This window comes from Escherichia sp. 94.0001 (assembly GCF_013369155.2).
GTDB classification, from domain to species: domain Bacteria; phylum Pseudomonadota; class Gammaproteobacteria; order Enterobacterales; family Enterobacteriaceae; genus Escherichia; species Escherichia coli_F.
Window position 1 is genome coordinate 13768 of the sequence record NZ_JABWMS020000013.1, and the last position, 24948, is coordinate 38715.

At 55.0% G+C, this 24948-nt stretch carries 28 protein-coding genes and 1 pseudogene; 6 read left to right on the plus strand and 23 right to left on the minus strand.

The window, feature by feature from the left end; translation table 11 throughout:
• Nucleotides 1-31: 31 nt before the first annotated feature.
• Together nikB and nikA are read right to left on the minus strand one after the other, a co-directional pair.
• Complete coding sequence (gene nikB / locus HEN33_RS08995; protein ID WP_001474686.1) at nucleotides 32-2731, minus strand: IncI1-type relaxase NikB; 2700 nt, start codon at nucleotides 2729-2731, stop codon at nucleotides 32-34.
• A 10-nt stretch (nucleotides 2732-2741) separates the two neighbouring features.
• Nucleotides 2742-3074, minus strand: coding sequence for an IncI1-type relaxosome accessory protein NikA (gene nikA / locus HEN33_RS09000; RefSeq protein ID WP_001283947.1), 333 nt, complete (start codon nucleotides 3072-3074; stop codon nucleotides 2742-2744).
• Nucleotides 3075-3307: 233 nt separating this feature from the next.
• Here nikA and HEN33_RS09005 point away from each other — a divergent pair, with 233 nt between their 5' ends.
• Nucleotides 3308-3643 carry a molybdopterin-guanine dinucleotide biosynthesis protein MobC gene (locus tag HEN33_RS09005; protein WP_000157086.1) on the plus strand — a complete coding sequence of 112 codons (336 nt, stop codon included), beginning with the start codon at nucleotides 3308-3310 and terminating at the stop codon, nucleotides 3641-3643.
• Between the two features lie 85 nt (nucleotides 3644-3728).
• Here HEN33_RS09005 and HEN33_RS09010 read toward each other — a convergent pair whose 3' ends face one another.
• Entirely contained in the window at nucleotides 3729-4577 is an 849-nt protein-coding gene (locus HEN33_RS09010; protein ID WP_001077027.1) for a DUF4942 domain-containing protein, read from the minus strand.
• Nucleotides 4578-5157: 580 nt separating this feature from the next.
• Between HEN33_RS09010 and HEN33_RS09015 the strand changes: the two genes are divergently transcribed.
• Nucleotides 5158-5409, plus strand: a complete 252-nt coding sequence (locus HEN33_RS09015; protein ID WP_000148286.1) for a helix-turn-helix transcriptional regulator — start codon at nucleotides 5158-5160, stop codon at nucleotides 5407-5409.
• A gap of 30 nt (nucleotides 5410-5439) precedes the next feature.
• On the opposite strand, the gene HEN33_RS09020 is transcribed toward HEN33_RS09015, so the two are convergent.
• The 11 genes from HEN33_RS09020 to HEN33_RS09070 all read right to left on the minus strand — a co-directional run bounded on the left by HEN33_RS09020 (nucleotide 5440) and on the right by HEN33_RS09070 (nucleotide 14503).
• Nucleotides 5440-5721, minus strand: a complete 282-nt coding sequence (locus tag HEN33_RS09020) for a hypothetical protein (RefSeq protein ID WP_001334682.1) — start codon at nucleotides 5719-5721, stop codon at nucleotides 5440-5442.
• Entirely contained in the window at nucleotides 5721-6623 is a 903-nt protein-coding gene (locus HEN33_RS09025) for an Rpn family recombination-promoting nuclease/putative transposase (RefSeq protein ID WP_000038404.1), read from the minus strand. The genes HEN33_RS09020 and HEN33_RS09025 overlap by 1 nt, the downstream gene beginning before the upstream one ends.
• Before the next feature lie 64 nt (nucleotides 6624-6687).
• Nucleotides 6688-6954 (minus strand): hypothetical protein, encoded by a 267-nt coding sequence (locus tag HEN33_RS09030; RefSeq protein WP_001247862.1) that lies wholly within the window; start codon nucleotides 6952-6954, stop codon nucleotides 6688-6690.
• 93 nt (nucleotides 6955-7047) lie between these two features.
• Nucleotides 7048-7482: a hypothetical protein gene (locus HEN33_RS09035; protein ID WP_000218863.1), complete on the minus strand. Its 435-nt coding sequence runs from the start codon at nucleotides 7480-7482 to the stop codon at nucleotides 7048-7050.
• Between the two features lie 728 nt (nucleotides 7483-8210).
• Nucleotides 8211-8711, minus strand: coding sequence for an antirestriction protein ArdA (locus tag HEN33_RS09040; RefSeq protein WP_000117611.1), 501 nt, complete (start codon nucleotides 8709-8711; stop codon nucleotides 8211-8213).
• Nucleotides 8712-9157: 446 nt separating this feature from the next.
• Entirely contained in the window at nucleotides 9158-10333 is a 1176-nt protein-coding gene (locus tag HEN33_RS09045) for an RNA-guided endonuclease InsQ/TnpB family protein (protein ID WP_000942657.1), read from the minus strand.
• 129 nt (nucleotides 10334-10462) lie between these two features.
• Nucleotides 10463-11182, minus strand: a complete 720-nt coding sequence (locus HEN33_RS09050; RefSeq protein WP_001276260.1) for a plasmid SOS inhibition protein A — start codon at nucleotides 11180-11182, stop codon at nucleotides 10463-10465.
• Nucleotides 11179-11613: a conjugation system SOS inhibitor PsiB gene (gene psiB / locus HEN33_RS09055; protein ID WP_000845897.1), complete on the minus strand. Its 435-nt coding sequence runs from the start codon at nucleotides 11611-11613 to the stop codon at nucleotides 11179-11181. The genes HEN33_RS09050 and psiB overlap by 4 nt, the downstream gene beginning before the upstream one ends.
• Nucleotides 11614-11667: 54 nt before the next feature.
• Nucleotides 11668-13626 (minus strand): ParB/RepB/Spo0J family partition protein, encoded by a 1959-nt coding sequence (locus HEN33_RS09060; protein WP_176263376.1) that lies wholly within the window; start codon nucleotides 13624-13626, stop codon nucleotides 11668-11670.
• Between the two features lie 58 nt (nucleotides 13627-13684).
• On the minus strand, nucleotides 13685-13918 hold the full coding sequence (locus HEN33_RS09065; protein WP_000006012.1) for a DUF905 family protein: 234 nt from the start codon (nucleotides 13916-13918) through the stop codon (nucleotides 13685-13687).
• Nucleotides 13919-13975: 57 nt separating this feature from the next.
• Nucleotides 13976-14503 carry a single-stranded DNA-binding protein gene (locus HEN33_RS09070; protein WP_001276116.1) on the minus strand — a complete coding sequence of 176 codons (528 nt, stop codon included), beginning with the start codon at nucleotides 14501-14503 and terminating at the stop codon, nucleotides 13976-13978.
• A 1167-nt stretch (nucleotides 14504-15670) separates the two neighbouring features.
• Here HEN33_RS09070 and ltrA point away from each other — a divergent pair.
• Nucleotides 15671-17338, plus strand: coding sequence for a group II intron reverse transcriptase/maturase (ltrA, locus tag HEN33_RS09080; RefSeq protein ID WP_176263375.1), 1668 nt, complete (start codon nucleotides 15671-15673; stop codon nucleotides 17336-17338).
• A 277-nt stretch (nucleotides 17339-17615) separates the two neighbouring features.
• Here ltrA and HEN33_RS09085 read toward each other — a convergent pair whose 3' ends face one another.
• The 9 genes and pseudogenes from HEN33_RS09085 to HEN33_RS09125 form a co-directional block, all read right to left on the minus strand.
• Nucleotides 17616-17807, minus strand: a complete 192-nt coding sequence (locus HEN33_RS09085) for a hypothetical protein (protein WP_001027500.1) — start codon at nucleotides 17805-17807, stop codon at nucleotides 17616-17618.
• The gene (locus HEN33_RS09090; RefSeq protein WP_000271725.1) at nucleotides 17804-18226 is read right to left on the minus strand and encodes a DUF1380 family protein; all 423 of its coding nucleotides are present in this window, start codon (nucleotides 18224-18226) and stop codon (nucleotides 17804-17806) included. Before HEN33_RS09090 ends, HEN33_RS09085 begins: the two co-directional genes overlap by 4 nt.
• A gap of 46 nt (nucleotides 18227-18272) precedes the next feature.
• Nucleotides 18273-18698: an antirestriction protein gene (locus HEN33_RS09095; protein ID WP_001198928.1), complete on the minus strand. Its 426-nt coding sequence runs from the start codon at nucleotides 18696-18698 to the stop codon at nucleotides 18273-18275.
• A gap of 416 nt (nucleotides 18699-19114) precedes the next feature.
• On the minus strand, nucleotides 19115-19885 hold the full coding sequence (locus HEN33_RS09100) for a hypothetical protein (protein ID WP_024133193.1): 771 nt from the start codon (nucleotides 19883-19885) through the stop codon (nucleotides 19115-19117).
• Nucleotides 19886-19935: 50 nt separating this feature from the next.
• Nucleotides 19936-20422, minus strand: a pseudogene (locus tag HEN33_RS09105) (DUF1380 family protein).
• Nucleotides 20382-20603, minus strand: a complete 222-nt coding sequence (locus HEN33_RS09110; protein WP_001104887.1) for a hypothetical protein — start codon at nucleotides 20601-20603, stop codon at nucleotides 20382-20384. Before HEN33_RS09110 ends, HEN33_RS09105 begins: the two are co-directional and overlap by 41 nt.
• Nucleotides 20604-21287: a DNA methylase gene (locus HEN33_RS09115; protein ID WP_000086178.1), complete on the minus strand. Its 684-nt coding sequence runs from the start codon at nucleotides 21285-21287 to the stop codon at nucleotides 20604-20606.
• 76 nt (nucleotides 21288-21363) lie between these two features.
• Nucleotides 21364-21675, minus strand: coding sequence for a hypothetical protein (locus tag HEN33_RS09120; RefSeq protein WP_010891263.1), 312 nt, complete (start codon nucleotides 21673-21675; stop codon nucleotides 21364-21366).
• On the minus strand, nucleotides 21672-22574 hold the full coding sequence (locus tag HEN33_RS09125) for a DUF1281 domain-containing protein (protein WP_000273918.1): 903 nt from the start codon (nucleotides 22572-22574) through the stop codon (nucleotides 21672-21674). The genes HEN33_RS09120 and HEN33_RS09125 overlap by 4 nt, the downstream gene beginning before the upstream one ends.
• A gap of 417 nt (nucleotides 22575-22991) precedes the next feature.
• On the opposite strand from HEN33_RS09125, the gene HEN33_RS09130 reads away from it, so the two are divergent.
• Genes HEN33_RS09130 through HEN33_RS09140 form a run of 3 tightly spaced genes read left to right on the plus strand, consistent with a single transcriptional unit; the run spans nucleotide 22992 to nucleotide 24948 of the window.
• Nucleotides 22992-23240 (plus strand): DinI-like family protein, encoded by a 249-nt coding sequence (locus tag HEN33_RS09130; protein ID WP_000618110.1) that lies wholly within the window; start codon nucleotides 22992-22994, stop codon nucleotides 23238-23240.
• Nucleotides 23237-23674: a translesion error-prone DNA polymerase V autoproteolytic subunit gene (gene umuD / locus HEN33_RS09135; RefSeq protein ID WP_000109071.1), complete on the plus strand. Its 438-nt coding sequence runs from the start codon at nucleotides 23237-23239 to the stop codon at nucleotides 23672-23674. The genes HEN33_RS09130 and umuD overlap by 4 nt, the downstream gene beginning before the upstream one ends.
• On the plus strand, nucleotides 23674-24948 hold the full coding sequence (locus HEN33_RS09140) for a Y-family DNA polymerase (RefSeq protein WP_000457493.1): 1275 nt from the start codon (nucleotides 23674-23676) through the stop codon (nucleotides 24946-24948). Before umuD ends, HEN33_RS09140 begins: the two co-directional genes overlap by 1 nt.

Sequence of the window (24948 nt, forward strand, 5' to 3'; positions counted from 1 at the left end):
GGCCGCGCCGGATTCTGGCGCGGCCTTTTTTTTAACCTGGAGAAGGCGGTTCCCAGCGTTTATCCTGCTCCGGCGGAGGCAGTGATGCGTCATCGTTGCTGTTCGCCGCGATATAATCGCGGTAGTAGCGTTCACTTCCTTCACGGTGATGATCCACGTCCGGTCGCGTAATCCTGTAGTCTTCGTGACCGGTACGGCCTGTCACATTATGCCAGGCAACCATTTCAGCAAAGACCTGGTTAAATTGTTTGTCGTTTCCTTCTGGTTCAAAACCCATGCGTGGATCACGCCCGAATAATACCGGTGCAATCAAATCCAGTTTATCTGCCAGCGCATTGCGGTCATGGTGATTACGGAAAACAACCCTGTCACCATAATCCGTACAGACAAACTCTCCCGTCCGACGGTCACGGAAACGAACACTCCCGTTCTTCTGCAAACGGGCCTCGAGATCACCGGTATTACCGTATACCGGCGTTCCGCCCGGTTCACAAAGCACGACACAGCGGTCTGTTGTCGTTGTGCGTGACTTATCTTTACGGCGATCGCGATAATCCCAGCCTCTCAGCTGCGATACAGCAGCCCTGTCTCCCTGAGCAGCCTGAATTTCGACCCACTGACGGTAAGAGGGTGGATACCACTTCCCGTCAGCAATAAGTTTCTGCCGCTCATCCCTGATGTCTTCTTTCAGCCTGATCAATGCCTGCATTCGCTGAACTTCTGCAATGTGATAATGCAGCTTACGTAATGCCGGATCATCGTACTGCGCACGAATGTGTGACTTCCGCAGACGGCATGCCTGATGAATTTCCCGACAACGTTCCCCATAACGCAGATCTGGTTTACGCCATTGTTCACGCCATGCCAGATAGCGGGCACGCAGGTCAGCACGGGCCTCAGCTCTGGCTTCACGTCGCTGCCGGCGCAGCATTGGGTCACGTTTACTGCTGACCCCGTACCTGTCACTGACAGCCAGCTCCGGGTTATAGCGACTTTCAGGTTGCACCCTGTCAAACAAATCTGCTGGGGCACTCACAAAAGGTCCGGCCTGTGGCTCTGCACGCCCCAGAGTCAGATCAGGATGAATGCTGCTGGCCTTCACCGGCGTTTGCTCATGATTAAAGGCATCAACGACAACAAGCCCGTGATGTTGTTTCTGTAGCATCAGTCCCTGTTGTGCAAACAACTCATGACAACGCTGCCAGGTAAACTCACCCTGTGTGATCATTTCTTCAATCTGAGGGCTACAATGGCTGATGCTGTATCCCCACAGACTTTCTTTGTCAGAAAACAGTTCGCGTTTGATAGCCCCCTGCGGCCCCGTACCTGTACGCATACGGTGCCATTCTTTATCGGTCGCAGGACAGCTCTCCATACGACGACCACGGAAGCGTTCTGTTGGCGTAACCTGGAGAAAAATATCTGTTGGTACAGGCTGCCAGCCACCATCGAGTTGATTCACATTGTCGAGCGTCAGCAGTGACCATACGCTGTCAGCACGAACGGGAGTCTGGTTATGATCATAACCGTCACAGATAACCAGGTGACCATGCTGAACACGCATCCATAATCCCGCTTCAGCCAGTGTGCGGTGAATAGCCTGGCAGTTCTCCAGCCGTCCTTCCCGTGCCATTTCCGGCAGACGTTCTCCAAGATGACGACAGGCATACTGCTGCAGACTTTCTGTTTCAGCGATTTTTTCCGGGCGAACATCAGCTGCAATGAAGTCCGGATTATAGCGTCCTGGTGCTTCCACCTGGCTGAAAATGTCTTTTGGTACTGGCGTGTAGTCACCCATTTTTTTCATGAGTTTTTCTGCACACCAGGAAGGGCCAAACGAGTCAAGCTGTACACCTTCCCTGTTGCGATCCCAGCCATCCATCACCAGAAATTTTCCGTCCATCTGAGACAGGTACAGACCATCTTCAGCAAGACGACGATGCAGGGATAACCAGTCATGTACAGGTTCACTGCGTAAACCAGCTACCGCTGTCTGCGCAACATACTCGCGAAAAGTTTGTTTTTTTCCGCGTGTCCAAGCGTTCTGGCGATCACGTTCAACGGCAGTTTTGCGAACGATACGATTTCCCGGCGCATGGACCCAGCAACCGTTATCCGGAGCAAAACCATGCTTCAGTTCAAGCTCACGGCAGGCACGGCTGAGTTTTTCCTGACTCCATGAAAGGCAATTGAGATAACCTGTAACCGGATGCACCCGGTTGACCGCAACGTGAACATGCAGGTTATCAGTATCGGTATGCACGGCAGAGACATACTGATGTTCACCCAGCCCGAGAGATTTCAGGGTATGGCGTACACTGTCATAAATCTGTTCCGGACGCGGGCTTTCATGGGCCTGCCAGGAAAGAATGTAGTGAAAAACAGGATCAGTATTATCTTTCGCATAGTGTGCCTGCTGTGCAATGTACTCCATATCTGCAGCGGCAGTTTCAAGCGATGTACAGTTGTGAAAACAGGTCACACCATAAAAGTTAACCCATTCGCAGCCGTCCTTCATGACATCAACCAGTGCCACGAATGATTCATTTCGAAGGCGTGTTGCATAATCAACAAGACGACTGAAGCGGCTCCGGTGCGGTTGTTCAGCCTGCGAAGAAGAAGATAAATTCAGTTCCTCATCGGTCATGTCATCCCGGACAGAGACGTAGGACACCAGGTCTTCGAACGAAGACTTGCCGTCCCTTCTCTTTTTCGGAATGACTGCATTCACCGGAGAATCCTCAACCTTCCATTAACTGTTTACGCAATGTATTTGTAAGTTCGGTTATGGCAACAAGTACTTCTGCGTATTCCTTGTCACCGGTTCTTTTTCCCTGAACAAACAGATGCTTCTGCATCCTTCCCAGTCTCATTAACTCCTTCAGAAAAGCATCATCTGTCCGGGAGTTAATTCGCTTATTCAGTGCTGCATTTCGGATGTAAGCAGATACAGTAAGTCCGGAATCTTCAGCTTTTTTCCTGATAGTTTCATCCTCAACAGGAGAGAATCTGAGTGTCCTGACAACTGTCTTTTGCCGTACCTCACTTTTCTTTCTTACCGCACTATCACTCACTTCAGGCTCCTTACGGGGTGTCGGGGCGAAGCCCTGACCAGATGGTAATTGTAATAGCGTCGCGTGTGACGGTATTACAATTACACATCCTGTCCCGTTTTTCAGGCCATTATAGCCTGTTATTTTTGTGCATCATAGTCTTATGCAGACGGCAGAGGCAGGGCGCAGCCCTGCCAGGAGTCAGTTTTTGATGATAAAATCAGACTTCAACATGAAACGGAGAGAAAGTGCCAATGGCTTCTAAAAAATTTTACTCAGATGATGACATCCAGCTGGCAAAAGCTGCTTTATCGGAATTGCCAGATCTCACCGCTCAACGGAAAACATTGCGTGATTTTCTTGATGCCATTCGTGATGACATTATTGTCCTGATAAGGACAAAGGGTTATACACTGGCAGATGTTCGTGACACGCTCAAAAATGCAGGGTATGAAGTAGGAGAGAAGGCACTTCGTGACATTATTCGGGAAGCAGAATCGAAAAAACCATCCCGCCGTTCTTCCTCTAAAACAGCACCTAAAAAGACAGATTCAGGCAGGAAAGATGGCATCGATATGAACAACAATTGATGTGACAATGTCACATCGTGTTCTGAGATTATGATGATTACAGAAAAAAAAGCCCCGGCATAAATACCAGGGCTTTTCTGTTTAATCAGACTCGTGGCGGCAATACACCTGGATAATGCCGTGCAATAATATCATTCAGTTTTTCAACAAGGTCAGAACGATTAAAGACAATGTGTACGGTCCCTTTCTGGTAGCCACGCACCGTAAAATATTCCCCTTCTAACAGCTTACCGACATTGTCGCCGTTCCCGAGAAATTCACCATACTGCGCCCCGATGCTGTTCCTGAAGTCAGGAACGTTGCGCCCCTCCAGCAGATAAAACGGACGTACCAGGTCATCCAGTGCCTCCCGTCCGCTGCAGTCCAGCGTCACACGCCCGTTACTCCAGCGGTACAGCAGGTTTTCAATAATGATTTTCTTACCCAGACGGCAGGGATTATTGGTTCTGTAATCCCATGACAATTTCCGGTAGACATCAATCAGTCCCTGTTCAAATGTCTGCATCTTGCAGGCATTCAGATGGCGGAATGTTGCCAGTACATTGTCCAGGGTGATTTCAGGACAGGTGTCGCTCATCAGCTGGCTGTTCCACTCATCACGCTGGCATGAACTCATGAAGGTGTACATGCCCGTATCTGTCATCAGGCGCTCCCAGATTTTCCGGTCGGCAAGACGGGTGATATTCCTTTTCGCTTCTTCCGGTTTATCTATGCGACGAACGGAATCAGTCACGCAGTCTTCAAACCCGTAAAGAAAAATATCACCTGACGCATCGAGCAGAATCTTGCGCGCTGTCGCCAGGCATTCCATCGCCTGCATGAACAGTGCAATACCTTCGTTACGCTGCGCGATGATGCGGTCGATAGCCACAGACGGAATAACATCTGTCGTGCCGGCAGTATTCAGGTCAGCAGTGGGTAAAGTCTGATTCATCACATTGTCTCCTCATCGTCACGACTGCCGGGTCAGCCAGGTCATTTCCCGGAGGAGCGAAGCTCCTTCTGCCGTCCGGGTCTTCGGGGATTTCCCCGCAGTGGACCTTTCCGACGGGGGACGCTCACCACGTCACGGGGCAGTTGTCCGGGGGCAGACGCAAAAGTTTTTGACGCCTGCGGCAAAAAGTTTTGTGGCTGGTACATCTCTCCCCTGGACGACTGAAACGGGATGTGGTCATGTATGTACCCCCGGAAAGTCCGTCTGCGGAGAACAGGCCGCAGTGCGGCGGCAGACAGGCAGAGACAGCTGCGCCATCAGGCGCAGTGGCCTTACACACCGTAAGGTGTGCAGGGAGCGCCGCATACGGCGCGACTGAAGAAAAACGACGGCACAACAATGGCATGTGGTGGTCACTGGCACACCACTCCCGCACAGGTGAAAACAGAGAAAACCGCACGACATTTACAAGCAAAAAAAAGTGAAATTTCTTCATTTTTTTACACTTATTTATCGCGCTGATTTGGCAATTGTGATGATAAAATAAAGTGAAGTTTTTTCACTTTTTCAAAGGTGTTTTATGACCGGCTGGGAACTGCGAATCTGGCGAAAAAGCATGCTCTGGTCACGCGAAAAAGCGGCCAGAGAATTTGGCGTGACGCAGAGAACATGGCACGCCTGGGAAAATGCGGAACAGGTGGACGTCACCGTCTGGAGGACCACCCAGGCACTTTCAGTCCGTGACCTGCTGCCTCACATGCAGGGGATGCGTAAGGCAGATATCATCAGGCGACTGGAAAATGAACTGGGGGAAACTGCAGGGAATGTGTGAGCGTGATTCACAGCCTGGCTGAATGCCAGGCTACTGCTCATCAGGAAACAGCTTTTTCAGTTCTTCACCGGAAAGTCCGGTCGCCTCCTGAATCCGTTCCGGCGTCCAGCCCATATCCCGCAGCCGGCAGGCTGCTTCCCGCGCCACTTCAAGCGCACCTTTCTTAAAACCTTCTTTAAAACCTTCTTTAAAACCTTCTTTAAAACCTTCGTCGAAACCTTTCTGTATAAGACGTTCTGCAAGCGTCATACTGTTTTCTCTGCTCCTGCTGGCAAAAAAGCCCGGGATTTTGCCGGGCTTTGCGGTTCTCATCAATGAGTGATTTTCTTCAGTTCGTCATCGGAAAGTCCGGTAGCCTGCTTAATCTGCTCCGGCGTCATCCCCATTTTCTGAAGCTGGCACGCAATAGCCAGGGCTTTTTCAAGCGCACCTTCCATCCTGCCCTCCTGGCGACCTTTTTGCTCAAGACGTTCTGCGATAGTCATCAGTTTATCCTCATGCTGCGGCAGACGCTCAGCCAGCGCCCGCATAAATTCCGGTGATACAGAGTCCCCTGCGTTAACGATGTAATGAATCAGAACACGCACCTGCTCGTCTGAAATTTCCACCATGACCTGCGGGAGTTTGTCCAGCAGCTCCATCATGTCACGATGGCGGATATGCTTCATCAGCAGCGTCAGTGCGGCCATCCGGCGATGGTTCATGATTTCATTGTCATCAACGACAGTGATATCAACCAGCGGAAACGGATTTGTGTATATTTTAGCCGCAAGTGCCGGATTCTCAAAACAGTCCAGCCAGTTCATGCTGTACGGATACGGGCTGCGCTCACCGTGATAGAACAGCACCGGAATCACCAGTGGCAATGTTTTGTGCTGCTCCAGATGTCTCTGCATAGCCGCCACACTGTAGCGTAACATGCGAAAAGGCATGTACAGATTTTCGGTGCTCTGGTGCTCGATGAGCGTATAAACATAGCCGTCTTCACCCCCGGTGGTTTTCACGCTCCAGAGGATATCGCTGGCGTACTGATGCAGGTCCGGCTCAACAAAGGTGGCGGGTTCCAGCTTCAGCGTGGACAGGTCGCACAACTGCCGGTACTCCGCAGGAAGATGCAGTTCCAGAAAATCCCTGGCAACGTCGGGATTCGCCAGGAACGACCGGAACGCGGCATCATGCGGCGTGGGCGTCGTGGTGGTTTTCTTCTTACTCACGGTTCCTCCTGGTGAGATGTCTGAACGTATCCTGCCGCCTGCACAGGCAGACGGCAAGGGTTAATCAGTGGCAGACCCGCTCAATTTCAAGCGCGCGGAGCAGGTGGCCCCATTCGCTGACTTTCATGGCGGGGATACGTACCCGCTTCTGCTCACTGCAGCGTCTGGCGATATGACCGCTCATCGCCAGGACGTCCGGGTTAATCTCATCCTGTGCCAGCTCCTGACGTCTGAAGCGGGTATGGCGGTGCAGGGGTTTATTCTCCCGCAGGCACTCTTCACGCAGACGCTTTACATACTCGGCGGTTGCGAAGATAATTGATGGTCTCATGGCATAATCTCCATAGATAGTGATTGAGATGCCGGACTTCCTGGCGGGGAAGCGCCGGCGGAGAGAGGCAGGGTTTATCGCCCTGCCTTTTTTTCATTTCGGACAGCGACGCAGTGCCAGCGCGAGCGCTTTCATCTTCCAGCCTTCCGGCGTGCGGTACATCACCTTCCAGTAGCCGTCGATGAACACATAATGGAAGCGCACCTCTTCAGTGCTTTCAGTGGCAATAGCCTCCCTGAAAGAACGGTACTCACGCGCCTCACTGTCCATCCGGAAACCACTGTCACGTCCGTAATAAGCCGTCACACCGTCCACCGGGTTCTGAAGCGTATGCCCGGCGGGTTTGTCGCAACGGGGACCGAGGCAACGGATATCACCGTGTTCAACCAGGGCTTCGGCCTGCTGACCGGTGGCATAGTGGGTATGCAGGATGCGACCGTTCCAGGTCGGCTCCCCGTGCAGGTGGCAGTAAACGGTACGGAACACCCCGTCGCGGCAAAAAACGGAAATCGTGCTGCTGACTGTCATGAAAACGTCTCCTTCTGCTGAATCAGGTCGCCGGGCCGACCGGTTGCTCCCCGGAGGGGCGAAAGCCCCTTCTGCCGTCCACTTCTTCGGGGTTTCTCCCCGCAGTGGACCTTTCCGATGGGGCGTCCGTCACCACGTCACGGGGCAGCTGTCCGGGGGCGGACGCAAAATTTTTTGCCGGGTTTATGGCTAAAAATTTTGTGGACGGTATATCTTCCCCTGGACTGCTGAAACGGGATGTGGTTACTCCAGCCCCCGGAAAGTCCACAGCGGGAAACAGGCCGCAGGGGTGGCGGCGGAAGGGTTGACTGCGCCATCAGGCGCAGTGGCCTTACACACCGTCAGGTGTGCAGGGAGCGCCGTTTCCGGCGCGACAGGGGCGGCGCGACCGGAACGGTCGCTGCAAGCCTGGTTTTTCAGACATCGGACCGTAGCGGCAGCCCGAAACCGCGCCAGCGGGTTCGGCGGAGACTGGCGGGTGCGCCAGCAGCTGCCTGTCGGAGTCGGGCCTGACGACCGGATGCCGCCAGGCAGCCGGGAGCCGAAGGTGTCCCCGCCTCCGGAAATCAGAACAACAGAAACGACATAACAGAAAAATGCCTCACACCATGACGGGCAGGAAGGGCAGCGCCGCAGGCGCGGCCCTCCTGCATTTCAGGCAGGCGTAAGCCTGCCAGGGTTTTCCGGCGGCCTGGCAGGCCATACCCCCGCCGGAGCGGGGGAGTAAATCACCGACGGAACACATGACCGTCAATAAAGGTGAAGGAGTCCAGGAATAAATCCCGCGCATACGCCTCATAGTCAAAATAGAGCGCCACCGTCTCCGGCACGTCAGCCAGCAGGCCGGTATCACTGGCGAACTCAACCGCAAAAGCCTCCTCACTGTCAGCCTCGCCCCACCAGGCATCGCGGAAGGTGTCAAAATCCGTCTCACCGGTATCCTCCACCCAGAGACGATAAGCCTCTTCGCAGCCTTCATCCCGTGCCAGGCGGAAGCCTTCAACCCAGGCCCAGTTGATATGGCATTCAGAGGCCATATTCCCCGGGAATCCCTCATAATCCTGAAACATCAGTTCAGGATCGGCTTCATCCTGGTGAAGAGCACGGCAGGCGGCGAAAAAGTCGCGCTCATCATCAAACGTGGTCAGGTCAAACCAGCGTCCGGCGATGCTTCCACAGTTGTATTTGTGCCAGGTTCCAACGTATACAGCAGGTGCAACAACAGACATTCCCGAATCCTCCATAGTCACATGTTCTGCGACACCGGGCGGTGCCGTGCCTCCATAAAAGCCGGGCGATAAGGCGGGGATGCAGGGGCGCAAGGGAAGCCGCAGCCTGACGCACACGGCTGACGGGAGTTGCAGGGTGAGGCCGCGAAACCTGAGCGGACGAACGACCGGAAAATCACGGCAGACGGGAAGGAGGGACCGGGTGACCGCAGCGGCGAAGCGTACCCTTGCATCCCTGCCAGCCCGGCTAAGATGGAGGCACGGCACAGCCCGCACACGACGCTGAGGCCACAGAGCTGAAACCCCACAAGGCCATGCCCCGCATGGCCGGGTAAAAGCGGAGCCGCCGGCGACTTCCTTATTCCGGCGAGTGCAGAGGACACGCCGCATGACCTCCAGACCACCCGTGACTGCTCCCCGCCCTGTCGGGCGAGGCTTCCCACTTCTCAGGCCGCAACCGTCTGTGCGACGGATTTACGCTGGCCTCCATGGGCAGAGACGACGAGTCCCGCCGCCTTTAGTTCCAGTATTCCTTTTTGCCGGATGTTGAGTGCCGCATTGATATCGCGGTCGTGCTCTGCTCCACACTCAGGGCATCGCCAGATGCGTTTATGAAGTGGCATTTCCGGCATTTTGTAACCACAACAATGGCACGTTTTCGAACTGGCAAACCACTGGTCGAGTTTTACCAGGTGAACGCCTTTTGTCGCTGCCTTGTACTCCAGCTTTGTGATGAAGCTGTGCCAGCCAGCATCACCTATCGCTCTTGCCAGATTGTGGTTTTTCATCATGTTGGCTGTTTTCAGCGTCTCCACAATTACCGCTTGGTTTTCGTCGACAATCGCGCGAGAGAGCTTGTGTTGAAAATCAGCACGGGCATTCGCCACCCGTTCGTGTAAGGCCGCAAGACGGATTCTGGCCTTTTTACGATTCGCGCTTCCCTTTTGCTTACGGGATAATGCTTTTTGTTTGCGTCGCAGATTACGACTTACATTGATAAGATGGCGAGGATTCGGAACTTTTACAGCATCAGAAGTGATGGCATAGTGCTCCAGTCCCATATCCAGACCTGTAATCTTTTCTTCCTTCAGGTACGTGGGTTTCTCTGGTGCGGAAGCGCCATCGTCACAAAGAATGGAAGCGTAGTATTTCCCCGTTGCAGAACGGGTGACAGTGATGCTTTTCAGCTTTCCATGAAGTTCACGATGAAGGCGTGCTTCTATCGGGGCCAGTTTGGGGATTTTGATGGCATTATCCAGCACCTTAATCCCGACACAGTGATAGCTCGATTGTTTTCCGTGTTTGCGTTTAAACGTCGGGAACCGCGCTTTCAGCTTCGGATTAAAAAAGTTGGAAAATGCCACATCAATATTGATTACCGCCTGTTGCAATGCCATTGAGTCAAATTCTTTGAGCCAGGCATATTTACGGGACTTTTTGGCCACAGACAACAACGGTTTCAGATCGTTACGCGGACTTAAATTTACTCCGTGTCTCTGGTAAGCGTGTTTTTTGATGTGAAGAGCTTTGTTGTACGCAAAACGTACCGCACCGAACTGGGCGTTGAGAAATGCAGCCTGTTCAGGAGTAGGATAGATGCGTATTTTTGTTGCTCTTAACATAGTCACCGCTCATTGGTACAGGTTTTTATGCTAACACCGTAATAATATTTTTAAAGCCCTTCGGGCTTTTCCGCCTTTCCTCCCCACCCGCATTGGGCGAGGGTTCTCGGCGGCTTTTCGCTGATTTCATCATATTGCGTTCTCCAGCTTGTTCGGGATCATCCACTGCTCAAGTGCACGTATCTGTACCGGTGCACCACGACCGGCCTCACCGGCTTCAAAAATCAGCCGCCAGAGTGGTTCCTCCTGCCAGAAAAACCGGTCAAATGATGACAGTGATGGAAAACGCCCGCACCACCCCCAGAAAATCGTTTCCAGATCATGCTCCTCAACAACACCAGACCAGCGGGACAACCAGCTTCCGACCGTGGCGGGAGTATGAAACGCAAGGTCAATCTGCGCCTGAGCAAAACATGTCTGGTATTCCAGTTCCCGTCGTTCTGCCTCACGTTCCCGCTGGCGGCTGTATTTCTGCTCTGTCAGCGTGGTTTTCTGACGACGCCGCTCACCTTCACGAAAAGGAACGGACGGGAACAGACGATGCCCAGCATCGGATGGCAGGGGAAGAACACAGACTTCACCAAAACTTTCAATCAGTTTATCCACGGCAGCCAGCCACAGGAGACGGTTGCCATGAAATTCCTCCTTCGTCAGCGCAGGAGCAAAAAAGCGGAGATCGGTCAGCGAAATCCGGCGGCTGCCATTCAGGCAGCGAAAGAAAGCGCTGGCATAAGGCCATGCTGAAAGTGTGCGTCCCTGACGACGACGTTGTTCTGTGACAGCCACAGCCTGCATGGCGGCCTGTTGCTCTGCGCTGAGGGGGATCAGTGCCCGTGAACGTGCGCTCATGCCTGACCTCCTTCTGCCATCAGGATATGGATGATGTCGTTAACACTGTACCCCTGCGCATCAAGTGTCGCGGCAAGCGCCAGCGTGTGACTGATAGCGACAGGCGTGAAGATATGTTGCACCTGAACGACGGCGAAAGGCTGTCCACCACAATTCACCAGAACCAGCATCCAGAGCTGAGAGACGTCTCCCGGCGAACATAATGCCAGGTGGAAACGTTCGTGGGCTGGCGTGAAACGAACCTGGACGGGGAAAAAGCCCCCGAACTCACTGCCATACTCGCCATTCATCATCCAGTTAGCCGGTGCGTCCACTTCACGCATCACCTCGTGAGTGAGATTACGGCGCATATCGCTTCCCGCAGCACGGATATCTTCATATTCCTGTGCGTTCATGGACTGCAGGGCATTCAGGGTCAGTTCAGTTTTCATCACGGTATCTCCCTTGCTGCCGCCCCGTCTCCGGCGGGGCGGTGTGGTTGTTCATCAGGCGGCATCAGCCAGGTTATCGGTGCGTTCAGTGGCATCTGTCTGTGGATGTGGAGCACACATCCAGCCTGGAACCCAGCGGTTGTCTTTCATATGGTGCTCTGCATGTTCAGCCGCATCACCTTTCTTCATCTTCTCCGCGTCCCGTGCGGCACCGGACAGTCCGGCCTCATTCAGGGCTGCGATAATTTGTGGCTTTTTCAGGTGTCCGAAGAAGTTTGCTTTTGTCGGCTGCCACCAGTCGCGCATGTGAAAACCGATGGCGCTCTCCAGCGTATCCAGCGGGCTGCGTGACGTGTGACCACACTCGCGGGTCTGAACGCCGTGGATGCTGCACGCGGTGCAGAAACTGAGCAGGGATAACAGCACCTCCTGGCTGAGCGACAGGAACGTCGTCATGTCCCGTGACCATCCCTCCGGTAACAGGGCCGCAAGACGGGCTTTTTCTGCCATCAGCGCCATGAACGCGGCACCTTCCTTCCCTGACGGCGCATCGCTGGTCAGCGAATAATGTTTACATTCCAGGCTGATTTGTGCTGGTTTACTGTACGCTCCGCTGCCAAACACATTCAGGCAGAGCGTCCATGCCAGCAGTGCCAGAGATTTGTCCGGTTGCTGCATGAGTGCCGCCTGGACTGCCAGCGTGCGTTCGGAAGACATTTTCGTCAGCAGTGGCAGACTGATTTCCTCCACTGACGCTTTTTCCTGCACCTGTTCCGTGCGGTCAGCGTCGTCAGCCGCGTCATCTTCACTGCGCAACTGCACACCACGCTGGACACACACATTACCGTAACGCCAGGACACCACCACACCGCTTCCGGTACGCATCTCCGGCGTCCACGCTCTGACCTTCGCCATGCAGCGCATCAGCTTCATTTCTGCTTCCAGCAGGTCGGATTCCTCACACTGGTTTTCCAGCGCGTCGTAACGCGTCATCAGTTCGTTCAGGCGTTCTTCTTCTGCCTCCGTCAGCACCGCTTCCGGCTCCGGCAGACAGCGGTATGTTCCGGCATCCTCACGGCACTCACCGACAGGCTCCATGCGCCCGGCGCACCATTCCCAGCCTTCGGCTTCCCGAAGGTGTTCAGCGACAGCCTGGAGTTTTTCCAGCAGGGCGGCATCGAGCGCCACGCAGTCCACATAGCCACCCTCGTCGTCGCTGAACAAATCGGTGCGCAGTTCGTCTGGCGAGAAGGCATCAGCCCCCACGAAGCGGAATTTACTGTTCCCCGCCACCGCCACTTCACTTTCGGTAATCAGGTTGCGGATAACCCGCACATCCGGTTTACCGCCCCATCCTGACTGGCAGGCGGCTTCAAACACCTGCACCTGACGCGCGGTGTCGTTCTCCAGCGCCAGCGCCTGACAGTGTTCGGTGGTGATGCGGTCTTCTGCCAGCGCATCAAGGATGACGGGTGCAAGGTCTGCCAGTTTCAGCATTCGCTGGACGTGGCGGGGTGAATAGCCCAGCAGGTCGCCAGTCTGCGCAGGTGTTTTGCCTTCCTGCGCCATTGCGCGGAATCCGGCAATCTGTTCGGCTGGGTGCATATCCCGACGATGACCGTTCTCGGTCATCGATGCAGCCGTCGCCAGTTCCTGCGGAATAATTTTCACGCGGACAGGCCAGTCAGCCGGAAGGATGTTGCGCTCTGCCAGCATGTTGAGTGCTGCCAGTCGGCGACCGCCTGCGGCGACACCGTAACGGTCACCTGGCAGGGCATGCACGACCAGATTCTGCAGCAGGCGAACGCCCTTAATGGACTCAGCCAGTTCGCTGACGGACTCCGCAGAATACGGCACCGTGCGCACATTCAGCGGTGACTTAATCAGTGAGGCCAGCGGCACGCTCACTTCCTCCGTCTGCGCCAGCAGGGCAGACAGGACTGTTTCCTGCGTTTTTGCAGATTTACGGCTTGCTTTGCGGGTGGTTTCTGGTTCACACTTCGTTACAGGCATAATCATCCCCTTATAATTGCTTATGTCCTGCCGGACGTTCGCGCGTCCGGCACCTCTCTTACTTAAGAATCCCGAAATCCCTGATGGCATGATTCATCCAGTACCCGGCACCGTCCTCAAAATTCCAGGTACGCCAGACCAGGGCACCGTTATTGCGGACAACCAGGCGAAAATGTTCCCCGTGGTCATCCTCGATAAAGACGTTCCGGTACTGTGCGGCAACGGCTTCCGCCTGTTCGCGGGTAAAGGAGCCGTCAGGCAGCCCCTGAAGTATTCTGAAATATTCGCTCATCCTCATATCTCCGGTGATGCCCCGCGCAGGGCGGGGCGGTTATCACAGTCAGGCCAGTCAGAACGGGATATCGTCTGAAAACCCGTAATCCTCCCCCTCCGGCGGTTGCGGCTGAGGCTCGGGCTGCGCGGCCTTACGTCCACGGCCTTTCGTTTTCACGCCACCTTTTTTCGTCGCGTCAGCACTCTGTGGCTGCCCATTCTGCTGAGGCTTCGGTTGCGCCTGAGCGTTCTGCTGTGGTGCACTCCCCAGCATCTGCATGGTGCCCGTGGTCTTAACAAGAATTTCAGTGACGTAACGGGTGATACCGTTATCTTCCCAGCTACGGGTACGGAGTTGCCCCTCGATGTAGACCTGCGCGCCCTTGCGCAGATATTCACCAGCCACTTCCGCGAGCTTGCCGAACAGCACCACGCGGTGCCATTCCGTCTGCTCCCGCATCTCCCCCGTCTGTTTGTCGCGCCAGCTTTCTGACGTAGCCACCTGCAGGTTTGCCACTGCGCCCCCGTTGGGGATGTAACGGACTTCCGGATCATTGCCCAGACGCCCGACGAGGATGACCTTGTTGATACCACGTGCACTCATAAGAACCTCCTGACTGAAAGATGTGAGATAAACCGGATACCGGCGACGGGACGTTCATGTGCCCCTTCAGAGGAGCGAAAGCTCCTCCTGCCGTCCACTTCACAGGGGTTTCTCCCCGCAGTGGACCTTTCCGATGGGGGCCCGTTTACCGCCTCACGGGACAGCTGTCCGGGGGCGGACGCAAAATTTTTTGCCGGGTTCATGGCTAAAAATTTTGTGGCCGGTGCATCTCACCCTGGACAGATGGAACGGGAGGGGGTTACGTCTGCCCCCCGGAAAGTCCACAGCGGGAAACAGGCCGCAGAGGTGGCGGCAGGAGGGAAGACTGCTGCGCCATCAGGCGCAGTTTCCTCACACACCGTCAGGTGTGCAGGGAGCGCAGGTCACGGCGCGACAGGGGCGGCGCGACCGGAACGGTCGCTGCAAGCCCGGGTTTTCACGCATCGGACCGTAGCGACAGCCCGAAACCGCGCCAGCGGGTTCGGCGGAGACTGGCGGGTGCGCCAGCAGCTGCCTGTCGGAGTCGGGCCTGACGACCGGATGCCGCCAGGCAGCCGGGAGCCGAAGTGGGCGGTGCGACAGGAAGTCGCTTAACGTATTGTTTTACATTGATAAAACCAGCTATCCCATTAGCTGTAGCCTACCGGGACAGGCGCTGCCGGCAACGGCGGGGTCTGAAGCTCCCGGGACAACGAGAGCCGGGCGTCAGCCCGGGTAAAGCCCCGTGAGGGGCTTTACCTTGCTGCAAGCATCATGCGGCAGGAGAGCAAGGCTGGTCAGAAGGGTTAACACATGTGAACTGTTGATAAACACCGTTATCGGCAACAGGCCAAAGATGCTGACAGGCCTGAACCAAAAGGTACGGGGTCCGGTTGCTACCTCGCGCACAGGGAGCACATGGGCGCAGAGACCCCCGGTGAAGAGACAGAACCCGCCCTGACCCTCTGTATGTTAAGCGGAACCTGGTAAACCCGTATCGCTGCCTCACAGGCAGGTGAACCGCAAGGAACACTGTTAGCGGTGCGGGCAGAGGAGGACGGAAAAAGCGAATGCCCGGCTGTAATAACCGGGATACGGGGCAGGTTCCCCGACGCGAAAGCGGGCAGACTTCCGTCTGGTCTTTAATTGCATGAAAAGCTGTAAAGCAGTCAAAAGGATATCAGCGAGATGAATACACACATCAGTGTGTCCACGATACCCCACCCGACAGGCTGGCACACCATAAACTGGAAAGCATGCCATGCCCGGGTGCGAAAGCTACAGTTACGGATTGCAAAGGCAACCCGACAGCAACAATGGCGGCAGGTCAGAGAACTACAGCGCATCCTCACCCGCTCATTCTCCGGCAAAGCCGTGGCTGTCAGGCGTGTAACTGAAAATACCGGTAAAAGGACACCCGGTATTGACGGAAAAATATGGCACACACCGAAGGAGAAATGGGAAGGGATATGCAGCCTGAATCTGTGTGGTTACAGGCCACAGCCACTACGGCGAATATATATCCCAAAATCAAACGGCAAAACGCGACCGCTGGGCATACCCACAATGAGGGACCGGGCCATGCAGGCACTGTGGCTGCTGGCTCTGGAACCCGTATCCGAGACCACTGCTGACCACAACAGCTATGGTTTCAGACCAATGCGCAGCACGCATGACGCCATTGAGTCCATTTTTCTGCGGATGAGCCAGAAAGTATCGCCCAAATGGATACTGGAGGGCGATATTAAAGGGTGTTTCGATAACATCAGCCATGACTGGCTGCTTTCCCATATTCCGATGGACAGGAGACTGCTTAAAAAATGGTTGAAAGCAGGTTACATGGAAAGAGGCGTGTTTAACCATACGAACAGCGGGACACCGCAGGGAGGCATCATATCCCCTGTTCTCGCCAACATGGCTCTGGACGGACTGGAGAAGGAACTGATGCAAACGTTCAGGAAAAGTGGTTATCACAGTGCAAAGCACCAGGTGAATTATGTGAGATATGCTGATGATTTCATCTGTTCAGGCAGCTCCCGTGAATTGCTGGAAAATGAGGTCAGACCACTGATTGCAGCTTTCATGCGCGAACGAGGGCTGGAACTGTCGGAAGAAAAAACCGCGATCACACATATAGATAAAGGCTTCGACTTTTTAGGGCAGAACGTCAGGAAGTACAACGGTAAAATGCTGATTAAACCGTCGAAGAAAAACCTGAAGAACTTCCTCTGTAAAGTCAGAGAAATAATTAAACGCAATCCGACGCTCCCGGCATGGAAACTGATAGGCCAGCTAAACCCGGTGATCCGGGGATGGGCTACCTATCACCGACACGTCGTGGCGAAAGAAACATTTAATTATGTCGACACCCAAATCTGGCGAGCTATATGGCGATGGTGTGTAAGAAGGCACCCCCGAAAAGGATTGCGGTGGATCGCCGGACGATACTTCTCCTTTGAAGGCAGGCGCTGGATCTTTAAAGCCATAACCCCGGAAGGGAAAATTCTGACTCTCTTCCGGGCAATGGAAACACCGATAAAGCGCCATATAAAAATCAAAGGCGAAGCAACACCATACACCCCCGGAATGGAAATCTACTTTGAACGTCGTCTGGATCTAATCTGGAAAGGCAAATCAAAGAAGATGAAGACAGTAGTTCAACTCTGGAAGAGGCAGGGGAAACACTGTCCGCAGTGCGGACAACCCATAACCAACCAGACCGGATGGAATATACATCACCGGATCAGGAAAGTTATGGGCGGCAGTGACGAACTGACCAATCTCGAGTTGTTACATCCGAACTGCCACCGACAGTTACACAGCAAGGAAGCCGGTGCTCACCGAAAGCACTTATAAAGGCTTGAGCGGAGTGCGGGGAAACTCGCACGCTCCGTTCTTAGGGGGCGGCGGCGCAGCAATGTGCCGCTGCTACCCGACCAATAAAAGACAGCCAGAAACGGTGACAGTGTCACGGAATATCACACCTGTTCCCTGCATACAGCCATACACTACCTTCTGACCGGAAAGCCGGGCCGGCAGCGCCGCAGGCGCTGCACCCCGCATTTCCGGCAGGCGTCAGCCTGCCAGGGGTTTTCGCGCGGGCTGACAGGCGGCCTCCACCGCCTGCCCTGTATCACCTGTTTCTGCTGCCCTGAAGGATATAGTGACCACCGAGGAAAACCGCCTGCTGGTTCACCACAAAATCGCAGATTTCATCAACAATCTGCGCAGTGGTGAGCGGTTTCTGCCCCATTTCACGACGCCGCGCATTAATCACGGCTTTGTAATTGCGCAGAATTTCGCGGGTTTCTGTGCTGATATTCATGACATGTGCTCCCCGTCCAGCGCCTGTAACACAACGTCCATCGCTTCGCGTTCTTCCCTGACGAATGCGTCACCGTCGCCCCCGTTCTCACTCCCGACGGCATACAGGCGCTTCATTTCACTGCCTGCCAGCGCCATCACTTTTTCCAGCATCACCGCCGGGACTGTCACCTGACGGCTGACGCGCTTTTCTTCCATCAGTTCACGAACAACGTCGTGAACAACGCTGACATCCGCACCATGCTCAAAGGCATCGTCCAGCCGCTGCATGACGGTTTCCAGCTCATCGTCTGGCAGGTTCCAGTCCTGGGCTATGTGACGCACATCCCCACGGGTCAGCACCACGGCAAAAACGCATTCACTGTCCGGCACGTCTGTATCCAGCACTTCGCGGATAATTTCTTTAACAGTACAGTACATTTTCTCGTCTCCTTTACAGGGGCGGCATTGCCGCCCCGTCCGTTAATCAGTCCAGAGCCGCGTAAATCGCGTTGCATTCAGGGTGAAATTCGATGTGACGCCACAACTGCGCATCGCGCATCCGGTAAAGCTGGGTCAGTCCTGCATCACCGCTGTCGTGGTACAGCCACAACTGGCGGTTAATCACAAGGGAAGTCAGAATGATGCCTGCGGCATCAGCACTCACGGTACGGTCAAACCAGTTTGCACCGTTCACCATGTGGAAACGGTCGCCATCCGGCATCATGTAACCGCCACCGTCCGGCAGGCGGATGAAGTGCCAGAAGCCTCCCTGATATTCCGGCATCATTTTTTGCGCCAGCGCGTACACATACGCCTCGGCATACAGAAAATCGTTGCCAAACAGATACGGTAGAAAGGAGAGACGGTCGCACTCTTCAACGTTCAGAGTGACAGGTTTCGCATATTGCATGATGTTTTCCTCCGTTGTTCACATATTCCGCGACACCGGGCGGTGCCGTGCCTCCATAAAAGCCGGGCGATAAGGCGGGGATGCAGGGGCGCAAGGGAAGCCGCAGCCTGACGCACACGGCTGACGGGAGTTGCAGGGTGAGGCCGCGAAACCTGAGCGGACGAACGACCGGAAAATCACGGCAGACGGGAAGGAGGGACCGGGTGACCGCAGCGGCGAAGCGTACCCTTGCATCCCTGCCAGCCCGGCTAAGATGGAGGCACGGCACAGCCCGCACACGACGCTGAGGCCACATAACTGAAAAACCACAAGGCCATGCCCTGCATGGCCGGGTAAAGCGGAGCCGGCGGCGACTTCCTTTGTGCTCTGTCCGGGGACCGGCAGGAAAAAGGCGGGGATTTACCCCGCCAGTGTCATCATTTCCGGATTTTTGCCAGGGCATCCGCCATGCTGCGGATTTCGGCCCGGGCTTCCCGGACCACCTCCCGCAGAACACCACGGTCAAACCAGCGGCGGGGCGGTTCATCCGGTATACGCAGCACATCGCAGGCCAGCCCACTGGACAGGATATGCTCAATACAATCGCTGACCAGGTACATTTCCACCGACGAAAAACGTGCTCCCCGGTTCACGATGGCATCGAGCACCACGGGCAGGTTTTCGTCATCTTCATCGAGCCAGCAGGGGTGATCGCTTTCCTTCACGACCAGGCGAAAGCGGCGCGTCTGGCGGGTCAGCAACGTCTGACCGGTGGTGGTCAGCGCCGCACGGATACGCCGCGCATCTTCTGCCACCTGGTAACAGATGCTTCGTACCGCATCGTGCACCGCATCAAGAACAGCCCTGATTTCGTCTTCGGTCAGCCATTCTCCGGCATACGGGAAAGACACCTGCGTTCCGTCTGCCGGAAGTACCGGCAGCGACTGCCACTGACTGCCGGACAGTACCAGTTCCGCCCCGGTTCCGGTCAGTCTCTGAATGGCGGAGGCCAGGAGCGGCGGCAGTACGCCGCCGTGACGGTTGATAAGTAACGTCGCCAGCCGGGGCGCATCCAGCCGCACGTAAATGCTGATCCAGCCCGGATAGTTCGGATTTCGCTGGTCAACATCCGTCTCTTCCGGCCAGCCCTGCGCCAGCAGCAGGTTACGGGCGTGACGACAAACCAGTGCATTCAGCGTTTTGTTCATGATTAAGCGTTCTCCCTGTATCGCCGCCCGCAGGGCAGGCGGCGATAACATCAGTTGTTTTCGTGTGTGTTGTTTTTCAGCAGGGTGCGGGCCTGATTAATCACTGCCTGACGGCGGGTAACACATTCCGGGACGGCAAGGCCGTTATCACGGGCGGCCCATTCACGTTTCCACAGTGCCTGTTCAGCGGTCTGAATCAGGGACGCCAGCAGTTCAGCAGGGACGGTCACCTGGCGGTTTTCTCTCACGTTGCTGATAATCTCCATCGCCACGCCGGAAGAAATACCGGACTCAATCCGCTGGTCTTCCGGGATGTCCTCCAGGCGCGCCAGGACGGTCCTGATTTCATGATCGGACAGGGAAATATCCATTCCGTCAGCGAGGGCCTGAATCTCTTCAGGGGACCAGACAACCAGCATCAGTGGCGTGTCTGCCGGATACTTTGCTGCCAGCTCCCGGCAGAGTATTTCGCATGTTCCGTACATACTCTCTCCCCTCAATCTTTGAAGCAGGAATCCAGTTCCAGAATTTCGGTATATGCCTCCATCAGGAGGCGGTTTGCGCGAAACAACGTCTGACGCACCAGACGTTCCGGCAGGGTGTCAGCATTAAAGCTGTACCGCCGCTCCATCTCATTCATGGTTGTACGCAGGTCGCACATGGCATTGGCCACCTCCGCCACTTCGGCGCGAAGTTTTTCATGTCCGGCATAGTTCATTTACGCAGCCTCCGGCATAAACCAGTCATCATTTGCGGCCCCCTGCTGCATGGCCCGCTGTACGGCAGCCAGACGTTGCTGTCCGGCACGGTGATACTGCTCAAGCAGCTCGATACCGATATACCGGCGTCCGGACTGAAGGGCAGCCACGCAGGTTGAGCCGCTGCCTGCAAACGGGTCCAGCACAATCGCGTTCGGATGTGTGAAGCTCTCAATCAGTGGTTGCAGGCTGGTAACAGGCTTTTCCGTCGGGTGATGACGATTGCCTGAATATTTCCAGCCCAGCACGTCGGGTAATGGCTTCTGAGGCAGCGCCGGACGGCCTTTTGCCAGAACGTAGGCGCATTCGTGGCGATAACCCACATATGCGGCCTTCGATGTGTAGTTTTTGGTGAAGACCAGGTGCCCAACCACACTGAATCCCGCATTTTTCCAGGCGGCCATAAAGCGATCGACGCGGTTCCAGCCGTAGAAGCTGACCATCAGCGCATCTTTTTTGAGTACGCGATACATTTCATTACAGGCTGGTTGCAGCCATTCATCGGTTTTATCGCCGGCGATGGTACGCCCCTGTCGGTCACGAAAACCGACGAGGTATGGCGGGTCAGTCAGTATGAAATCAATGCCGTTATCAGGAATACGCGCCATAACATCAATGCAGTTACCGAGGACAAAACGGGACATAACAACACTCCTTCTTTCTCAGAGGGCACCGGGAGGGCACCCCTGTGGTGCCCGTTCCCCGCTGCCTGTGGGCTGTTCACCGCGTCCGGTAACGGGTCAGGCCGACCGTGGAATATCGCAGCCGTCGTCTTTTTGACGGCGAGAATATGCCGCGAAAGCGGCTTGAAGGGCGTTCATCAGAAAAGGGCGACAGGCTGGCGTACACTGTCACCGACGCCAGCCGGGAGCGGTAAAAGCGCCCGTCCCGTGCCCGCCGGACGCGGGACACTGACCACAGGCAGCGTTTATGCCGCGCCGCATCAGCCGGCGCAGTAAACAGAGGAGCACGGCGACATCCTTTGTCGGAAAAGAAACGGGCGGTTGCCCGCCCGTCTCCGTCATACTTCATCCCCCGTAATGCGCCACCTTGTCGACTATCCACGCAGGTCCGGTGACTTCCGGCAGTTCATCGTCATCTGTCGGGGAAGACCATTCCAGTTCCCCCCAGAGCACATCAACGAGCTCTCCGCGCTCATACAACTGCCAGCCACAGAAATTGCAGCCCTGTTCGGCGTACCAGTGCTCCAGCGTGCAGCCGAAACGGCGGCTTAATGCTGCAACAACGTCGCTTTCCGGCTGACACCACGGCGTGTCGAAATCCACCTGAATGCAGTTGTCTCCCTGACTACTGATATTCAGGTCATACCCACAAGGCCACTTCACGCCATACCGTTCTGTATACCAGTGATATGCAGAAGGAACACCGTTCAGAACACCACCATTAAAGCCATTCACTTCAACATCCAGGCGGGTCGGCAGAACCGTCAGCAGGTCAAACGGCATGGTTTTTTCCGGCACTACGTTGTCACACAGACGGTTCCACCACACCGATACATCCTCGCTACCCCAGATGTCACACCAGTCACCTCTTTTTGCGGTGAAATGCACAGTGATGGTTTCCCTGACATCATCCGGTAATCCTTCCCAGCGACGCTGTCCAGTACCACTCTGCAGCCAGAGTTCATGCAGCATCAGGCAGTTTTGCTCATCCAGCAGTACACCGTTCTGCAGGTGTGTCAGCCAGCGGGTGAACGCGATATTTTCCGTCGATACAGCACCACGTCCGGCAGCCGTCACTCCGGGGCACTGTTCAGAGCGGATATTTTCAGTGATCTGCAGAAGTCCGGCACTTCCGGCCAGAAACAGCTGAATACCTTCATTTGTGGCGCGGCGATAAAGCGGTGTAACTGCACCGCTGGCCAGTCGTTTAATCTCAGCGATCTGTGCCGGTTCACCAGAAAAATACATACGATTCGAGCACCAGTTTGGCATGGGAATTCTCCTCTCACATGCGGCCTCCATCAGGCCGTGCCGCACCTGTTACCGGGCGACCGCATACGAATGCAGGTGCGGCCCCGAAGCCGCAGCGCGTGGAGGAGGAACGACGAAACGTGACCGGGTGAGGAGGCCGGCGACAGCGACACACTTGCATCGGATGCAGCCCGGTTAACGTGCCGGCACGGCCTGGGTAACCAGGTATTTTGTCCACAGAACCGTGCACAAAATGCTGTGGATAAGCTGGACACAGCAGCCCACAGCAGGCATACAGCCACACACTCAGAGAATTGAGCGTTTTTTAGTCACAACAATGACATTTGACTGTGTGCGGATTCAGTTATTAGAATACTGTATATACATACAGCAAAAGAAAAGGGAGATGAGAACATGATCCGCATTGAAATTCTTTTCGACCGCCAGAGCACAAAAAACCTCAAATCAGGCACACTTCAGGCGCTACAGAATGAAATCGAACAACGTCTGAAACCACACTACCCGGAAATCTGGCTGCGTATAGACCAGGGCAGCGCCCCGTCTGTATCTGTCACAGGAGCCCGCAACGACAAGGATAAAGAACGTATCCTGTCTCTGCTGGAAGAAATCTGGCAGGACGACAGCTGGCTGCCTGCAGCATGAGTACCGTTTATCACCGTCCGGCTGACCCTTCAGGCGATGACAGTTACGTGCGACCGTTGTTTGCCGATCGTTGCCAGGCCGGTTTTCCTTCGCCTGCCACTGATTATGCTGAGCAGGAACTGGATCTGAACAGCTATTGCATCAGCAGACCTGCAGCCACCTTCTTTCTGCGCGCCAGCGGTGAATCGATGAACCAGGCTGGCGTGCAGAATGGTGATCTGCTGGTAGTGGACAGGGCCGAAAAACCACAACACGGGGACATCGTTATCGCTGAGATCGACGGTGAGTTCACCGTCAAACGACTGCTGTTGCGCCCACGCCCGGCACTGGAGCCGGTTTCAGACAGCCCGGAGTTCCGCACACTGTATCCGGAAAACATCTGTATTTTTGGTGTTGTCACTCACGTGATACACAGGACGCGGGAGTTACGCTGATGTTTGCACTGGCTGATATCAACAGTTTCTACGCCTCATGTGAAAAAGTTTTCCGCCCGGACCTTCGCAACGAACCGGTCATCGTACTCAGCAATAACGATGGCTGTGTGATCGCGCGCAGCCCGGAGGCAAAAGCCCTTGGCATCAGAATGGGGCAGCCCTGGTTTCAGGTGAGACAAATGCGCCTGGAGAAGAAAATACATGTATTTTCCAGCAATTATGCGCTGTACCACAGCATGAGCCAACGGGTTATGGCTGTTCTGGAGTCGCTTTCTCCCGCAGTTGAGCCCTACTCAATTGATGAAATGTTCATTGATTTGCGGGGGATAAATCATTGCATCTCTCCGGAGTTTTTTGGTCATCAGCTCAGGGAACAGGTAAAGAGCTGGACAGGACTCACCATGGGGGTGGGCATTGCGCCTACAAAAACGCTGGCTAAAAGTGCACAGTGGGCAACAAAGCAATGGCCACAGTTTTCCGGAGTGGTCGCGCTGACGGCAGAAAACCGTAATCGGATCTTGAAGCTACTGGGGCTGCAGCCAGTTGGTGAGGTCTGGGGAGTAGGACACAGACTGACGGAAAAGCTGAATGCGCTGGGTATTAACACAGCACTGCAGCTGGCGCAGACTAACACGGCATTCATCCGGAAAAACTTCAGCGTCATTCTTGAGCGTACGGTACGCGAACTCAACGGCGAGTCCTGCATATCCCTGGAAGAAGCACCACCGGCAAAACAGCAGATTGTCTGTAGTCGCAGTTTTGGTGAACGAATCACAGACAAAGATGCCATGCACCAGGCTGTTGTTCAGTATGCAGAGCGGGCCGCAGAGAAACTACGTGGGGAGCGTCAGTATTGCCGGCAGGTGACGACATTTGTACGGACATCACCCTTTGCAGTAAAAGAACCCTGTTACAGCAATGCCGCTGTGGAAAAGCTTCCATTGCCCACACAGGACAGCCGGGACATTATTGCCGCCGCATGCAGAGCCTTAAACCATGTCTGGCGTGAAGGGTACCGCTATATGAAGGCAGGTGTCATGCTGGCTGATTTCACACCATCGGGTATAGCGCAGCCGGGATTATTTGATGAAATCCAGCCCCGTAAAAACAGTGAAAAGTTAATGAAAACACTCGATGAACTGAACCAGTCGGGAAAAGGGAAAGTGTGGTTTGCGGGGCGAGGAACCGCCCCTGAATGGCAAATGAAACGGGAAATGTTGAGTCAGTGTTATACAACTAAATGGCGAGATATTCCCCTGGCCAGGCTGGGTTAG

What these genes read in the sequence shown, in the direction of transcription:
- HEN33_RS09065 (WP_000006012.1), bottom strand. Translation starts at nt 13,918, where the DNA reads ATGAGCGAATATTTCAGAATACTTCAGGGGCTGCCTGACGGCTCCTTT.
- HEN33_RS09005 (WP_000157086.1), top strand. Translation starts at nt 3,308, where the DNA reads ATGGCTTCTAAAAAATTTTACTCAGATGATGACATCCAGCTGGCAAAA.
- HEN33_RS09110 (WP_001104887.1), bottom strand. Translation starts at nt 20,603, where the DNA reads ATGAACTATGCCGGACATGAAAAACTTCGCGCCGAAGTGGCGGAGGTG.
- umuD (WP_000109071.1), top strand. Translation starts at nt 23,237, where the DNA reads ATGAGTACCGTTTATCACCGTCCGGCTGACCCTTCAGGCGATGACAGT.
- HEN33_RS09010 (WP_001077027.1), bottom strand. Translation starts at nt 4,577, where the DNA reads ATGAATCAGACTTTACCCACTGCTGACCTGAATACTGCCGGCACGACA.
- HEN33_RS09035 (WP_000218863.1), bottom strand. Translation starts at nt 7,482, where the DNA reads ATGACAGTCAGCAGCACGATTTCCGTTTTTTGCCGCGACGGGGTGTTC.
- HEN33_RS09085 (WP_001027500.1), bottom strand. Translation starts at nt 17,807, where the DNA reads ATGAATATCAGCACAGAAACCCGCGAAATTCTGCGCAATTACAAAGCC.
- HEN33_RS09125 (WP_000273918.1), bottom strand. Translation starts at nt 22,574, where the DNA reads ATGTATTTTTCTGGTGAACCGGCACAGATCGCTGAGATTAAACGACTG.
- ltrA (WP_176263375.1), top strand. Translation starts at nt 15,671, where the DNA reads ATGAATACACACATCAGTGTGTCCACGATACCCCACCCGACAGGCTGG.
- HEN33_RS09140 (WP_000457493.1), top strand. Translation starts at nt 23,674, where the DNA reads ATGTTTGCACTGGCTGATATCAACAGTTTCTACGCCTCATGTGAAAAA.
- HEN33_RS09095 (WP_001198928.1), bottom strand. Translation starts at nt 18,698, where the DNA reads ATGCAATATGCGAAACCTGTCACTCTGAACGTTGAAGAGTGCGACCGT.
- HEN33_RS09100 (WP_024133193.1), bottom strand. Translation starts at nt 19,885, where the DNA reads ATGAACAAAACGCTGAATGCACTGGTTTGTCGTCACGCCCGTAACCTG.
- psiB (WP_000845897.1), bottom strand. Translation starts at nt 11,613, where the DNA reads ATGAAAACTGAACTGACCCTGAATGCCCTGCAGTCCATGAACGCACAG.
- HEN33_RS09015 (WP_000148286.1), top strand. Translation starts at nt 5,158, where the DNA reads ATGACCGGCTGGGAACTGCGAATCTGGCGAAAAAGCATGCTCTGGTCA.
- HEN33_RS09020 (WP_001334682.1), bottom strand. Translation starts at nt 5,721, where the DNA reads ATGAGAACCGCAAAGCCCGGCAAAATCCCGGGCTTTTTTGCCAGCAGG.
- HEN33_RS09090 (WP_000271725.1), bottom strand. Translation starts at nt 18,226, where the DNA reads ATGTACTGTACTGTTAAAGAAATTATCCGCGAAGTGCTGGATACAGAC.
- HEN33_RS09120 (WP_010891263.1), bottom strand. Translation starts at nt 21,675, where the DNA reads ATGAAGTATGACGGAGACGGGCGGGCAACCGCCCGTTTCTTTTCCGAC.
- HEN33_RS09060 (WP_176263376.1), bottom strand. Translation starts at nt 13,626, where the DNA reads ATGCCTGTAACGAAGTGTGAACCAGAAACCACCCGCAAAGCAAGCCGT.
- HEN33_RS09115 (WP_000086178.1), bottom strand. Translation starts at nt 21,287, where the DNA reads ATGTCCCGTTTTGTCCTCGGTAACTGCATTGATGTTATGGCGCGTATT.
- HEN33_RS09030 (WP_001247862.1), bottom strand. Translation starts at nt 6,954, where the DNA reads ATGAGACCATCAATTATCTTCGCAACCGCCGAGTATGTAAAGCGTCTG.
- HEN33_RS09130 (WP_000618110.1), top strand. Translation starts at nt 22,992, where the DNA reads ATGATCCGCATTGAAATTCTTTTCGACCGCCAGAGCACAAAAAACCTC.
- HEN33_RS09040 (WP_000117611.1), bottom strand. Translation starts at nt 8,711, where the DNA reads ATGTCTGTTGTTGCACCTGCTGTATACGTTGGAACCTGGCACAAATAC.
- HEN33_RS09050 (WP_001276260.1), bottom strand. Translation starts at nt 11,182, where the DNA reads ATGAGCGCACGTTCACGGGCACTGATCCCCCTCAGCGCAGAGCAACAG.
- HEN33_RS09070 (WP_001276116.1), bottom strand. Translation starts at nt 14,503, where the DNA reads ATGAGTGCACGTGGTATCAACAAGGTCATCCTCGTCGGGCGTCTGGGC.
- HEN33_RS09045 (WP_000942657.1), bottom strand. Translation starts at nt 10,333, where the DNA reads ATGTTAAGAGCAACAAAAATACGCATCTATCCTACTCCTGAACAGGCT.